Source organism: Pedobacter endophyticus (assembly GCF_015679185.1).
GTDB classification, from domain to species: Bacteria; Bacteroidota; Bacteroidia; order Sphingobacteriales; family Sphingobacteriaceae; genus Pedobacter; species Pedobacter endophyticus.
In genome coordinates, this window is the sequence record NZ_CP064939.1 from 1,975,667 (window position 1) to 1,989,587 (window position 13,921).

The window sequence follows — 13,921 nt, forward strand, 5'->3', positions numbered from 1 at the left end:
ATAATTATATCTAACAAACACTTTTTAATTTTTTTAAAAAGAATGTTGATTTTGTCATAGCAGCACTATGGATTTAATAGTCAGTGCATTCGATGCCGGCTATTTTCTCATAGCGTAGCAATGTTTGATTCCTCGGCTAGATCAGCTGAAATAATGTGGCCGATTATCATGCGTTCGATCAATACGCTGATTTCTTTGGGCTTCATCGGCGTTTTGGCATAACCGGCATTATCCTGACCTGATAGCTACCGGATTTATTCCAAGTTATTTGTGACATCGCCACTCGGCATAATGGGTCGGCCCAGCTACATTTTACCCTTTGATCAATGCGTTTTAAACAATTTTTTATTGTCCTAACAGTAAAATTAACATTATTAATCAAATTTTCCATTCTCTACCACCAGGCTTGCCGCGGCCAATAGTTCTGCCTCATCTGTCAAACTTGAAAGTCGTATTTCGGTTTGCTCGGCAATACGGGGAATGCAGAATTCATTTATTGCTTGCTGTATGGGTGGCAAAAGCATTTTCCCAGCCTTTGCGCCTCTTCCGCTTAGCACAATGCGTTCGGGATTTAAGATGTGTATGAGTGTCGAAAGCCCTTTTCCGAGTTGGAAGGCAGATTTTGATAAGATATTTACGGCTAGCGGATCCTGGGCCTTAACGGCAGCTAGAAAATGATCGCCCGGATGTGTATCCGTGTTTTTGAACAGTTCAGCCATGCTTGATTCAGCACCCTCAAAAACGGCCTTTTGCGCCCGTTCGGCCATTACCAATAGCGACGTATCTACCTCCAAACAACCCCTTTTTCCGCAAGAGCAGAGATTATTCGAATCTGATAGGGGAATATGGCTAAACTCGCCGGCATAGCCACTGCTGCCCCGGTAAAGTTGACCATTGATGATCATGCCCAACCCGGTTCCCCAGCCAATGTTCACTACCATTACGTCTCTTAAATTGGCGGCCTCACCGAAATTCAGTTCTGCCAGGGCAATTAGGCTCGAATCATTATCAATGAACGTTGGAAGATTTATTTGTTTGCTCAGGTAGTCTCTGATTGTAGTGCCCTCGTCAACCATCAAGAAAGAAGAATTTATACCCTTTTTCGCATTCACAAATCCTGGCATTCCGATGCCGACCCCAACAATATCTTTACGGTCGAGTTTTGAGGCATCAATGCAATCGTTTATGAAGTTACAAAGTAAACTCACATTATTTGGGTCTGCGACGATGTCAAAATCCAGGTGTTGAATGGGGAATACCACTTTTCGTGCGAGATCGTAAATGGTTAATCTGGTAATCAATTGATCCATGGCCACCGCGACAATAAATTTTTGATGGCCCGGGTTCAGCAAATACATCAGGGCTCGCCTTCCGCCGGTTGATGGGGCCAACCCCTGCTCAATAATGTAGCCCTCACCTATCAGCGCATTTACCGCCGAAGTAACCAATGGGAGGCTCTTTTGTGTAAGTTTGCTCAGCTCCGTTAATGAAAGTGCGCTTTTGTAATAAAGCTGTTTTATGATGTTGGCTCTTAACCGTTGACTTTTCTCGGCAATTATAGACATGTATTTACGACTGGGGATTTTTCTATCAAACTTAATAAAAATTAGCGCAACCACAACAACTCTTTTTAAAAAAATTAAAAAGGAAGACCTAGCTGAGGCAAAAAAAACCGGCAGTCATTTCTGATCTGCCGATTACCTCTTTCACCAAAGATTAGTAGATTAATTTAATTTCCATTAGCCAATTCCCTTCCTTGTAAATTGCCCATTCAAACCAAAAATTAAAATAAGCACCTTTAACACTACTGTTGTTAAACAAATCGGTAATAATTGGCCCCCCCTCAACATATGGGGCTGGAAAGCTTGAGAACTCGAGTTCCAAACGATCTAGAAATGGTGTATAGCTGACAGGATTTCCAGAGCCCAGCTCTCGAAAATCCTTAATGCTACCATCACCATACTGATATCCTAAATATGAATCTACATTTGTCGGCGTTCCATCAGGTTTATAGATCTTAACTGTTAGCTTATTTCCTTTTTCAGCAAGTCTGGTAAATTTCACCTTAAAGTCTTTTATTCCATCAACACCACTAAACTTATAATAATATGGAAGTGAATAACTGATATCTAAAGTTACAGCTGATTCAAACAAACGAGTTTCGGCCGAATTTTTCACTTCAATGTCGATCTTATATATTCCTTTAGGCAATCTTAATGAATCAGTCACCTGCGGATAAATAATTATTCGCCCATTTAATGAATCTATGTCAATTGCTGGCCGAATCGCTTTGTATCTTTTAGCATCTATCTCTTCGATGGTTTTTTCTTTTTTAGTATAGGCACTTGTCCATAAATAAGTCTCTACTTTATAATCCATAGCATTTTGAGCTATTGAGCCATCTTCATTTCTTATGGCCACGATTCTGAAAGTTAATGGTTTAGTACTTTCGTCGGTTATAGCTGCGCGCGTCTGAAATAGCGGCCCTCCAACTACTGCCTTTATTGCCTGGGTTGTAGGAAATTTAAAGTCTTTACTAAAATAGCCTTTGTTTTGTTCCTTTTTGCAAGCATAAAAAAAGAAAGCAGAAACCAATAGTAAAAAACATTGTATTTTTTTATTCGTTTTCATATTATAATCTGTTAATATAAATAAAACTTCGTTTTTAAGCCGGTTGCAAAATTTGTCTCTTCGGCGACAACATGTAGCATAGCATTTTTTGTAATCAGATTGTGTGTTTGAAAAGCACTTAGGGAAACATAGTTCACCGAATCAACTTTGGGTATCTTTCTGTGCTCATAAACCATTGAATATGCAGAAGTTTGTATTGCAGTTCCGGGCTTAACACCTCCATCCTTGAAAGAAATGAATAAGGTGTCGTTATTAGCATCTTTATAAAGTGTTCTCACATTGCTAACCGCTTGTTCCAATGAGATGTGAGAGTTGGGAATAATCAATCTCTTCAAGAGCATTGTCAGTGTGTCCTTTCCAATTTTATTTAAAGGTCTAATGAGCTTGTTTGCACTACTGAACATGCTTTGAAACCTTGCAACTCCCGAGTTTGGCACAGCATAAAAAGTTATATTGTCTTGATTAACCAGGTTTTTTGTACCGGTCAAATCAATCACCTTTAATAGTGAATCAAATTTTCCGGGAGTTCTGCTAGCCAAAAAATCATACGTGGTCATATTTTTTTCAGCCTCCGATTGTGCAGACAGCCCCCCGTCTTGATAGTAATCTTTTTTACAGGCAATAACAATTAGAGCTGTAAATAAAATCAGTCCGATTTTTATCTTTAATAAATTTTTCATCTTAGTTGGTTTAGTATTCACCTCTATTTCCAGTAGTCATTTTGTGTAATGGTAAAATTGCTTTCAGCAATAATGCTTTGATTAATTGGTAAAAGCCAAGCGCCTCCAGAATACCAGTCTGACTCTGTTATTAGTGAATATTTGTTCATCTTTCTGGTTCTTACCAGATCAAAAAAGAAATGTCCCTCACCAATAAGCTCTTTTTTGCGTTCTAACAATATCGTATCCTGTAAGTCGCCGCCTCCGGTATATGCCGCTGCAAATGCTCGTTTTCGCACCTCATTAAGCAAGGTTACTGCCTCAGCGGGTCGGTTTACAGTATTGCTGGCTAAAGCTTCGGCCCTTAGCAAAATGATATCGGCTAATCTGGTGATGATGATGTTTGATTCGTTAATTTTTTGCGATGTGGTATCGGCGTTTTGAGCAAGCGTTCTATATTTTCCGAAATAATATCTGTTCTTGGCACCGTTATACGTCTCTTTGCCTATTGTAACTGAGTTAGCGAAATAATCTTTGATGAACCAACTAAATCTCCTAGCATCTTTCGCCCCGGGCTTAAACATTGCGTCCATTTGCTCGGTAGTTGGTGATAGCAGGAATTTTTCCGTACCTCCGCCCCCATCTGACACATCTTTATACCATGGCCTGCCCAACGTACGGTTATAAACAAGATTTTTCTCTACCTCATTTTGCAGGTAGTCATAATTCAGCTCAAAAATCCCTTCGGGAGACTTACCCACAAAAATCTTAACCAAATTATTGTTGGTAGTATCTTTAACCAGTGAATAGTTACCAAACCTAATTACGCTATCACACAATTTTTCGCAAGCGGAATAATCTTGTTGCCACGCCATTAAATGTGCTTTAATGGCCCATGCCGCACCCTTGGTTGCTCGTACAGCTTTATCATCAGCTGAATAAAGCAGGCTTAAATTGGCAATTGCTTTGTCCAAATCGCTTTTTACTAACTTATATACCTCTGCCTGAGGAGAGCGGGCAATGGTTCCGATATTAACACTACTTAAATTAATTGGTACATCGCCCCAAAACCTAACCAGATAAAAATAGGTGAGTGCCCTGATAAAGCTGACCTCTCCAATATGTCTCCTTTTGGTGGCGTTGTCATAATTACTAATGGTAGGTATAACCTCCAATAACAGATTACACTGCGCAATTGTGCGGTAAAAATCTGACCAGTTTCCTCCACCGTTATTAATAAGTGCATTGTAGTCGTTTTCCGGAATGCTAGTTTCAGGTCTGACGTTTGTCGTGAATGAAAGACTTGAAAAATTATAAGCTCTAACATCTCCAAAGAGAAAGATCTTGTTCGGCAAAGCTGTTCGTAAAAACGAATAAGCCGCTCCAATTCCGTTGTTAACATCTTGTGCCGTTTTAAAGGCATTCCGACCTGTTGGAGAATCAATTACATCAGGTTCCAGAATTTTCTTACACGAAAACATTGCAATAGCCAAAACTATGACTAAAAGTATTTTATTTTTATAGTTATATAACATGTTCTTTCTGTCTAAAATTCAAAATTAAATCCAAAATTAAATTTCTTAGGAATCGGGTAGCCGTTACCCTGGTCGTACCCATAATTGTCTACATTCTCGGGGTCGACGCCAGAATATTTACTTAAAATGAATACGTTATTCATGCTAGCAAACAACCTCAGTCGTCTGATCTTAATCTTAGCTAAAAACTTTGGTGAGAAATCGTAACCCAGGCTTATCGAATTTAAACGAATGAAGCTTCCATCCTCCAGAAATAAATCGGTAGGAACATCGTAGTTACCGATAAAATCGTAACTAGATAAAGCGTAATATCTCCAAGGATTTAAAGATGGATATTTAGCATTGGTGTGAGTTGGTGTCCAATAATCCAGATCAGATACATCCAATAAATTCGTTTGGCCATTAGGATAGTTCACGTTTTTGCTTGCAGTCCAACTTACCGACTTTAATCGATCAACCAAAACTTGGTTATAAACCTTATTTCCTATTGAATAATTAAAAAATAGCTGCAGTTGGATCGAAGAATTGTTCTTTAACAAATACCTAAATGAATGCGAAAGGCTTCCATAAAACTTTGGACTTGGATCACCCATATAAATTTTATCATTATTGCTTTTCACATCAATCCTTCCATTTCCATCAACATCTAATAATGCTATATCTCCACCGCGGTACGGATCTTGACTTGTAAAACCACTGGTATTCGGAAATAGCGGCTTTCCTGTATATCTGTCAACCGGAACTGCTGCATCATTAGGATATACTCCTAGATAACGGAATAGGTAAAACCCATTTAACGGACGGCCTACTTCTAAATAAGGCGCATTTCCCGTACCTCGGGCAACGCTTTTACCACCATCAGGTAATTTGGTAAGAATGTTTGTATTGGTACTTCCTATCAGAGTGATAGTATATTGCAACTTTTTTTGAGGTGCAGTTACGTAGCCGGTAATTGCGGCGTCGAAACCTCTGTTTAGCACTGCACCACCATTAATATAGTGTAAAGAGTAGCCAGATGTAGAGTTTAAAGGCTCACGGAATAAGAAATTATCTGTCGCTCGGTGATAATAGTCTAACGACGCTGTTAACCTACTTCCGAAGAATTCCAGATCTGCACCAACACCATAGGTTGTAGCAGTTTGCCATGATAAATTCGGCAGCGGAATACCATTTGCAGCACCGTAATTTGGTGACAATGTAGGAATACCATTGTAAGTTGAGCCAGCTCCACCTCCAGTAACATAAGCTCCCAATGCTAAGTAATTATCGTCGAATTGCGACCCAACTTTGCCATAGCTTGCTCTTATTTTACCGAAATTGAACCACTTGTCCGCTATTCCTTTAAGGAAATCTTCCTTTGTGAATACCCAACCGGCGGATACTGAAGGAAAATAACCCCATTGCTTGTTTTTTCCAAATTTGGACGACCCATCCCCTCTTAAAGAGGTTTGAAACAAATATTTTGTCTTGTAATCGTACGTTAATCTTGAATAATACGACAATAACCCGTAAGAAGTGTTGCCCGTAGTAAGCTCAAGGCCCGCTTGTGGATAGCCCTTAATTACTTGTTGAGCATCGTTCGGACCACCAGTACCCGTACCCGATATGTAATCGATCTTACTAACATTGATAGTATTTCCTACCAAAAAATCAAAGTTATGCCTTTCGTTGAAAGTGTGATGCAACCTTAAGAAGGTTTCACTTAACAAGTTTAACTTTTCTTGATCATAGTAATCTGAATAGGCCTTGCTATCTTCTCTTGTTGCAGATGGCTGAAAGTTTCTAGTACGATAAAAACGATAGTTGCCTGAAGCCCGTGTGGTGATGTTTAAAAACTTATAAAGGTCGTAGCTCCCTTCTAACGAAACGATACCATTTCTTGTCAGGTCAAGGTTGACACCATTGCTGTAGGAAGCCAAAAATTGGTCGTAAAAACCGCTGTTTGGTCCTGGCACAAACGAAGACGAAAAATTATTTCCGATAACTGCAGCGTTGTAATTGCTTCCTCTTCTTCTACTTGCATCAGTTTGATTTGCATTGACCCTAGCGGTAATGGTAAGTTTAGGCGTCGGTCTAAAATTACCAAAGTAGGTGAGGGAATAACGATTAAATCCTGACCCAACCACAGTACCATTTTCATCATAGTAATCGGCTCCGACTCTGTAATTCGAGGTTTCGGTGGCTCCACTAATTCCGATATTTATATTTTTTAGTGCAGCAGCATCATTAAAATATAAGCTTTGCCAATCGGTTGAGTTGTTATAAAAAGCATTTAAACTGTCTGATAGCTGGACTGGCATACCTGGGACAACGACGGCTCCGGCAACATTCGAGACTTTGTATTGATTATATAAATCAATTTTGAAATCGCGTTCTGCTTTGCCGCCTAAAGTGGGCCGCAGATTTGGAAAATAAGATAGTCCATACTGAGAATTTATAGTAACAATGGGCTTACCGATCTTACCACGCTTCGTTGTGATTATGATTACGCCGTTGGCACCTCTAGAGCCATAAATTGCTGTGGAAGAAGCGTCTTTTAAAACATCGACCGATTCTACATCGAACGGGTTTAGCCCCGATAATACGCTGTTAATAGCTTGTCTGGGGTCGGATGGATTGAAAGGATCCTGATCAATCGGTATACCATCAATAACAAACAGTGGGGGGCTCACTACATTTGAATTTGCATCAGCCGAAAAAGCTGCTAAACCCCTAACCTGAATATTTACTCTACCTCCAGGGCTACCTGTATTCTGCTGGACTAGTAAGCCTGGAGCAAGTCCTTGCAGCAAGCTTTCGATTGTCGCAGTTGGCCTGTTTTGTAATTGCTCCCCTTTAACCGTATAAAGCGATGCGGTAGCCTCACGGGCCTTTTGCGTACCATATCCTATTTGCCTAATTGTAACCTCTTCAAGTTCGTTGTACGAAGCATCAAGCGTTATATTTATTTTGGTTTGGTTACCGACGGTTACTTCTTTGTTTGCAAAGCCAATAGATTTGAAAACAAGAATTGACTTGGATGATGAAGATATTGTGAATTCTCCATCGGCGTTGGTTGAAGTCCCATTTTTGGTATTCTTTTCTGTTACACTGACGCCAGGTATCGGTAATCCCTGTTTATCTTTTACGGTGCCTGAAATGCTTTTTTGAGCGTAGGTTGGTAAGGATATTAGTAATGCCAACAAAACGCTTAAAAAAATTAAGTAGTTTTTTCTCATAATTTTATTTTAAGTTTTTATTGGGATGTATTTCGTATAGGGATTTTTTTTTTTGCGCTATGTAGTCATATTTTTAAAGATTAATGTCGAATTTTTATCGACTGGTGGGATAAAAGAGAATTGATTAATTGATTATTAACTCAAACTTAATAAAAAAATCAAATTAAGCAAAACTTCTTAAAAAAATTAAAAAGCTTATTGATGCAAAAAAAAGCTCACTTGAGGGTGAGCCATTTTAAAGTTATTGCATTGGTTAATGGATTCCCATAAACAGCCTGCTCCATCTAATTTTATGGAAAAAAGAGGCGGTACTGTCCCAGCTCATCCAAACAAATAATGCCTTGCCTACAATATGGTCTTCAGGTACGAAACCCCAGTAGCGTGAGTCGGCAGAATTGTGGCGATTATCGCCCATCATCCAGTAATAATCCATCTTAAAGGTATAGGTGGTTGCTGGCTTATCGTTAATGTACCAAACACCGTTTACCTGTTCAACCTTGTTTCCTTCGTATGTTCTAATTGCACGGTAGTAAAGTGGCATTGTCATACTATCAATCTTAACTGTCCAGCCTTTTGCGGGAACCTTAATTGGCCCAAAGTTATCCCTGTTCCAGTTTGAGCGACTTTTATCGTGCGGAAACACACCGCCTTGCTCGGGGCCAACCGAATCGGGATATAAGGCTACCGACTGCACGAAATCAAAAGATTTAAGCTTGTCTGCAATTTCTGAGGAAGCATTAATAACATAGGTGTTTTCTGCAATCGCCGGACTATTGCCCAAATCGAGCTTGAACTCATCTAAAAGCGAATAGTTAAAATCAGTAGTTTTGAAAGTAACGCGATAAGGCATTAAGCCTGTATTTTTCAGCGGTTCTTGCTTCCCATTAACATTGGCAACGCCGTTGCTCATCGAAATCACATCACCAGGGATGGCAATGCATCTTTTAATAAAGTTTTCGCGTTTATCTACCGGCCTGTCAACAATTGTAAAAGTGCTTCTTACCTGCTCGCGTCCCATGTTGCGAACGAGGTTATAATAGCTGTCTTCCTGATTCTCTACGGCCACTGTATCGCCCTCCGGGAAGTTGAATACCACAACGTCATTTCGCTTAATCTCTGATAATCCTGGCAAACGGTGGTATTTCCATTGAACGCCGTCCCAGTACGCTTTTGTAGATGTGGTTAAAGGCAATGTATGATGAGCGAAGGGAAATGCAACAGGCGTCATCGGAATACGTGCTCCATAATTTACCTTACTTACAAAAAGAAAATCGCCGATTAACAACGAGCGCTCCATTGAACCTGAGGGGATCGTGTAAGCCTCAATAAAAAACACGCGAATAATGGTGGCGGCTACAACAGCAAAAACAATTGCATCTACCCATTCTCGGGTTTTAGTTTTTTTCTTTTTTGGGGCATCTTTTCTTTTCTGCCAAAATTTATAGTTCATATATATCTTTATATTTTTTCGCGGCCCGTTATCCGGCCCTACCGACCCTCCGAAGGGAGCCGTTAGCGATACATTTTAGTTATTAGTTATCAAACTTTTAGCGCCATCACCTTTCAAACGCCGCTTTTCTGTGTTGTTCTACCCTCTAAGGCATTTAGGTTCACTTAAGTGCGTTGTTTATTCTAATTGCCTACTGTCTTCTTTCTCTCATCTCCAGACTCACAACTCCAAACTCCTGACTCCAAACTCCTGACTTCGGACCTCCGACTATCGGACTTCTCTTACTCAAAAATATCAGTAATGCTAAAAAATCCTTTTTTATCTTTTAGCCATTCTGCGGCTACAACCGCTCCCAACGCAAATCCTGCCCTACTATGTGCCGTGTGCTTTATTTCAATGTCGTCAACCTCGCTACTGTAAATTACCGAATGCGTTCCGGGTATATTTTCAATCCTGTGCGATTCGATCAGCAGTTGCTCGGCTTTTGGAAATACCTCTACATGAGTTCCTATCAATTCATTCAACCATTCCGATTTTCGGTCGAGGTTATCAACTATCCCTTCGGCAAGGGTTATTGCCGTGCCGCTCGGAGAATCCAACTTTTGGGTATGGTGTATTTCTTCTACCTGAACTTCGTAAGCCGGGTAGTTATTCATCAGCTTCGCCAGCATTTGGTTTAGCTTGAAGAACAAATTAACGCCTATACTGAAGTTAGACCCATACAACAGGGCATTGTTACTGCTGTTGCAATCATTCTTTACTTCTTGCAATTTTCCATACCAGCCTGTTGTGCCAACAACCACCGGAACGTTCGCATCAAAACAAGTGGAAATGTTATTCAAAACCGAATCTGGTGTACTAAAATCGATGGCTACATCGGCAAGTTTAAGGTTTTGCCTGGTCAAATCGGCTTGATTATCAATCGTGATCTTCAATACGATTTCGTGGCCACGTTCTAAAGCAAATTTTTCGATAATCTGCCCCATTTTGCCATAACCTAAAAGCGCAATTTTCATCATATTTAAAATGTTAGTGAGAGTTTTAAGGCGGGTGTACCATTAAAACCATATAGGGAATTTGAAGTGATTACTGAGGGTGAAACTTTAAAGCTCAGTTCATCATCAATATTAAAAAAGTGCAAACGAGCAGCTACATAAGCATCGATAACGTTGGCTGCATAGACCAAAAGGTACGAACCTAAAACAATCTGACGGTTTCTTCGGTAGGTATCCTTTCCATTGGTAATGCCCGATGTTGAGTATCTGCTACCAAAAGGCCCATTGGGATCCGGAGCACCATTATTGGCATCGCGATATTGCAGTTCTTTCAGAAAAAGCTTATATTGTTTGGTACTCTCTATGTACGACATGGTTAACACCGTAAAACCGGCATAAATAGCTGCTATTTTAGCCCCCGTGTACACCTTTTGCAAGGTTTGGCTTTTACCCGCCCTGGTACCATAGCCATCGTCGAGAATTTGCATATTGTACAGCTGCCCCCAGCCGGGAATAATCATCGATCGGAAAACCGCCTTTCTTCCTGCAACCTTTCCGGGATTTACATAAGCGGCTTTCATCGAATCTTGCCGGCTCATTACCTTGGTTGTAGTATCTTTCCTTACCGGCTTAATAACCTGTGTTTTTACACTATCGGTAGATTTTATTACCGTATCCCTAACCTGAGCCGAAGCAAGGTTTACGAAAAGGCCCGTAATTAAAGTAAACAGTATTAAAAACTTCACCTTATGCATTACCAATCCAATAGCTCTAAAATTCGATTCAAGTCGTCATCGCTCATAAAAGGGATTTCAATTGCGCCTTTTCCATTTTGAGCAACTTTTAATTTTACGCGAGTAGCGAATTTCGAGGCCAAATCATCCTGAAGTTTCTGATATTGAAACGATACACTTTTCGCTTTCGGCTTTTCTTCGGTTTTGAGCGCTGCATGCTGCAAATTGCGAACGAGCTCTTCTACTTTACGTACCGAAAGGCTTTTATCTAATATTTCCTGATGGATGAACAATTGCTTATCTACACCGTCGACATTGATTAAGGCACGGGCATGCCCCATCGAAATGCGTTGATCGCGGATGGAAGCCTGAATGGCGGGCGGAAGTTTCAACAACCTTAAGTAGTTGGTAACCGTAGTACGATTTTTCCCTACCCTATCGCCCAACTGCTCTTGTTTCAACCCTACTTCATCGATCATGCGCTGAAAACTTAGGGCCACTTCAATGGCGTTCAGGTTTTCCCGCTGAATATTTTCGATTAGAGCCATTTCCAACATCTGCTGGTCGTTAGCACTACGAATATACGCCGGAACTTGTGTTAAGCCGGCCAATTTTGATGCCCTGAACCTGCGCTCGCCAGAAATTAGCTGATACTTATTGGCACTTAGTTTCCTTACGGTAATGGGCTGAATTAAGCCTTGCACCTTGATCGAATCGGCAAGTTCATTTAGTGCAACCTGATCAAACTCTGTTCGTGGCTGGTATGGATTGGTTTCAACTTCGGTTAAACTTACATGACTGATGTTGCCAATCTGCTCTGTCTCACTAACGGCATTTGCCTGCTGTTTTGGCGGATGAGTAGATTCGCTATCATCTAAAAGCGCACTTAACCCTCTTCCTAAACCTGTTTTTCGCTGAAAAGATGTCATCTATAATTTATAAAGTTGCTGTAGTTATTTCTTCTTCTTTTAACAAACCGTTCTTTTTTACGATTTCGCGGGCAAGGTTAAGGTAATTTATTGCTCCCTTGCAATTTGCATCGTGCATAATTACCGATACGCCATAGCTCGGCGCCTCGCTCAATCGCGTATTCCGTTGAATTATGGTTTCAAAAACCAGTTCATTAAAGTGTGTTTTTACCTCTTCAACAACCTGGTTTGATAAACGCAAACGAACATCGTACATGGTAAGTAAAATGCCTTCTATTTCCAATTGAGGATTTAAACGGTTTTGAACTATTTTGATGGTATTTAACAGCTTGCCCAAGCCCTCTAACGCAAAATATTCGCACTGAACAGGAATGATTACAGAATCGGCAGCAGTTAATGCGTTAATGGTAATCAATCCCAAAGATGGAGAACAATCGATGATAATAAAATCGTATTGGTCTTTTATTTTCTCCAGTACTGCTTTCATTTTATACTCACGATCGCTGAGGTTGATCATCTCGATCTCGGCACCTACCAAATCAATATGCGCAGGTAAAAGATCTAAATTTGGTGTATCAGTTTTTTGAATCGCTTCCAGTGGATCGATGTCGTTAATGATACATTCGTAAATACTGTTCTTAATATTTCGGGGATCAAAACCAATGCCTGAGGTTGAATTTGCCTGAGGATCAGCATCTAACAATAGAGTTTTGTATTCTAACACGGCTAAACTGGCAGCCAGGTTTATTGATGAAGTTGTTTTACCAACGCCACCCTTTTGATTTGCTAATGCAATAATTTTGCTCATCTATATATCCCAAATGGTTTAACGTTTATTTTGGCGCTTTTATTTTTACCTGTTAATCGGCAAAAAGTTCTATTTTTGTGCTGTTTACGCCCTTTTTCTCAATCAGCTAAGATACAAACTATATGGCAATATTAGCAATAAGGGCATTCGGGTTTTAAACATCTTATTAACATTTGCCCATGATTACGATTATAGCCGCTACGAACAGACTCAATAGCAATACGCTTAAAGTTGCAAAATATTACCAGAACAATTTAAAACTTAAGGGGGTTGATGCGGAATTATTCAGCCTGGAACATTTGCCTGCAGATGTTTTAAATACGGATATGTATGGCAAACGCTCGGCGGCTTTTCAAAAAATTCAGGAGCAAATTACTGCTACGGACAAATTTTTATTTGTTATGCCAGAGTACAATGGCAGTTTCCCCGGCGTTTTGAAAGTATTGATTGATGCCTGTGCTTTTCCGGAAAGTTTCTTCGAAAAAAAAGCGGCGCTGGTTGGCATTTCATCGGGTAAATACGGCAATATTCGCGGTGTAGATCACTTTACGGGTGTATGTCATTATATTCGGTTGCATGTTTTACCGCTGCGCTTACACATTCCAAACATCCGTACGGAGCTGGATGCCGACGGGAATTTGAACCAGCAAGACACAATCAAGTTCGTTAATGAACAAATAGAAGCGTTTATTAACTTCTAAAAACCTCTCCCTGTAAAGTTTGTACTTGGCTAATTTTGTGCTTATATAGACTACTGCGCTACATCATTGCCTACCTGATAGGGAATCTTAAAGCTTCAAACTGGTTTATGGTATTAAAATTCCCGCATGCGCGAGAATGACGATTTGGTGAAATGGGAACTATGGGAATTGATCGAAATCACTTTCGATAGGTGGTCTCTTGCTAGCGTACAAGGCTCTGCCCCTCTCGTAAGGAAAGGGAAACAAAAGACTCGGGTTTGA

The 13,921-nt window shown here is 40.2% G+C and carries 11 protein-coding genes; 1 reads left to right on the plus strand and 10 read right to left on the minus strand.

The features are described 5' to 3' along the window. Positions 1 to 374 precede the first annotated feature (374 nt). From IZT61_RS07835 to IZT61_RS07880, 10 genes are all read right to left on the minus strand, one after another. On the minus strand, positions 375 to 1,565 hold the full coding sequence (locus tag IZT61_RS07835; RefSeq protein ID WP_196100609.1) for an ROK family protein: 1,191 nt from the start codon (positions 1,563 to 1,565) through the stop codon (positions 375 to 377). Positions 1,566 to 1,716: 151 nt separating this feature from the next. After that, positions 1,717 to 2,631, minus strand: a complete 915-nt coding sequence (locus IZT61_RS07840; RefSeq protein WP_196100610.1) for a DUF5007 domain-containing protein — start codon at positions 2,629 to 2,631, stop codon at positions 1,717 to 1,719. Positions 2,632 to 2,642: 11 nt separating this feature from the next. Continuing rightward, complete coding sequence (locus IZT61_RS07845) at positions 2,643 to 3,311, minus strand: hypothetical protein (RefSeq protein ID WP_196100611.1); 669 nt, start codon at positions 3,309 to 3,311, stop codon at positions 2,643 to 2,645. 23 nt (positions 3,312 to 3,334) lie between these two features. Continuing rightward, positions 3,335 to 4,825, minus strand: a complete 1,491-nt coding sequence (locus IZT61_RS07850) for a RagB/SusD family nutrient uptake outer membrane protein (protein ID WP_196100612.1) — start codon at positions 4,823 to 4,825, stop codon at positions 3,335 to 3,337. An 11-nt stretch (positions 4,826 to 4,836) separates the two neighbouring features. After that, positions 4,837 to 8,043, minus strand: a complete 3,207-nt coding sequence (locus tag IZT61_RS07855; protein WP_196100613.1) for a SusC/RagA family TonB-linked outer membrane protein — start codon at positions 8,041 to 8,043, stop codon at positions 4,837 to 4,839. Between the two features lie 253 nt (positions 8,044 to 8,296). Beyond that, positions 8,297 to 9,493: a signal peptidase I gene (gene lepB, locus IZT61_RS07860; RefSeq protein WP_196100614.1), complete on the minus strand. Its 1,197-nt coding sequence runs from the start codon at positions 9,491 to 9,493 to the stop codon at positions 8,297 to 8,299. Positions 9,494 to 9,774: 281 nt separating this feature from the next. Beyond that, positions 9,775 to 10,509 (minus strand): 4-hydroxy-tetrahydrodipicolinate reductase, encoded by a 735-nt coding sequence (gene dapB, locus IZT61_RS07865; RefSeq protein WP_196101252.1) that lies wholly within the window; start codon positions 10,507 to 10,509, stop codon positions 9,775 to 9,777. 5 nt (positions 10,510 to 10,514) lie between these two features. Next, positions 10,515 to 11,234: a DUF5683 domain-containing protein gene (locus tag IZT61_RS07870; protein ID WP_196100615.1), complete on the minus strand. Its 720-nt coding sequence runs from the start codon at positions 11,232 to 11,234 to the stop codon at positions 10,515 to 10,517. Between the two features lie 8 nt (positions 11,235 to 11,242). After that, on the minus strand, positions 11,243 to 12,151 hold the full coding sequence (locus IZT61_RS07875) for a ParB/RepB/Spo0J family partition protein (RefSeq protein WP_196100616.1): 909 nt from the start codon (positions 12,149 to 12,151) through the stop codon (positions 11,243 to 11,245). 7 nt (positions 12,152 to 12,158) lie between these two features. Next, positions 12,159 to 12,959, minus strand: a complete 801-nt coding sequence (locus IZT61_RS07880; protein ID WP_196100617.1) for a ParA family protein — start codon at positions 12,957 to 12,959, stop codon at positions 12,159 to 12,161. 179 nt (positions 12,960 to 13,138) lie between these two features. Here IZT61_RS07880 and IZT61_RS07885 point away from each other — a divergent pair, with 179 nt between their 5' ends. Further along, a complete protein-coding gene (locus IZT61_RS07885) occupies positions 13,139 to 13,660 on the plus strand; it encodes an NADPH-dependent FMN reductase (RefSeq protein WP_196100618.1) in 522 nt (173 codons plus the stop codon). The last annotated feature ends 261 nt before the right edge of the window (positions 13,661 to 13,921 follow it).

What these genes read in the sequence shown, in the direction of transcription:
- IZT61_RS07835 (WP_196100609.1), bottom strand. Translation starts at nt 1,565, where the DNA reads ATGTCTATAATTGCCGAGAAAAGTCAACGGTTAAGAGCCAACATCATA.
- IZT61_RS07840 (WP_196100610.1), bottom strand. Translation starts at nt 2,631, where the DNA reads ATGAAAACGAATAAAAAAATACAATGTTTTTTACTATTGGTTTCTGCT.
- IZT61_RS07845 (WP_196100611.1), bottom strand. Translation starts at nt 3,311, where the DNA reads ATGAAAAATTTATTAAAGATAAAAATCGGACTGATTTTATTTACAGCT.
- IZT61_RS07850 (WP_196100612.1), bottom strand. Translation starts at nt 4,825, where the DNA reads ATGTTATATAACTATAAAAATAAAATACTTTTAGTCATAGTTTTGGCT.
- IZT61_RS07855 (WP_196100613.1), bottom strand. Translation starts at nt 8,043, where the DNA reads ATGAGAAAAAACTACTTAATTTTTTTAAGCGTTTTGTTGGCATTACTA.
- lepB (WP_196100614.1), bottom strand. Translation starts at nt 9,493, where the DNA reads ATGAACTATAAATTTTGGCAGAAAAGAAAAGATGCCCCAAAAAAGAAA.
- dapB (WP_196101252.1), bottom strand. Translation starts at nt 10,509, where the DNA reads ATGAAAATTGCGCTTTTAGGTTATGGCAAAATGGGGCAGATTATCGAA.
- IZT61_RS07875 (WP_196100616.1), bottom strand. Translation starts at nt 12,151, where the DNA reads ATGACATCTTTTCAGCGAAAAACAGGTTTAGGAAGAGGGTTAAGTGCG.
- IZT61_RS07880 (WP_196100617.1), bottom strand. Translation starts at nt 12,959, where the DNA reads ATGAGCAAAATTATTGCATTAGCAAATCAAAAGGGTGGCGTTGGTAAA.
- IZT61_RS07885 (WP_196100618.1), top strand. Translation starts at nt 13,139, where the DNA reads ATGATTACGATTATAGCCGCTACGAACAGACTCAATAGCAATACGCTT.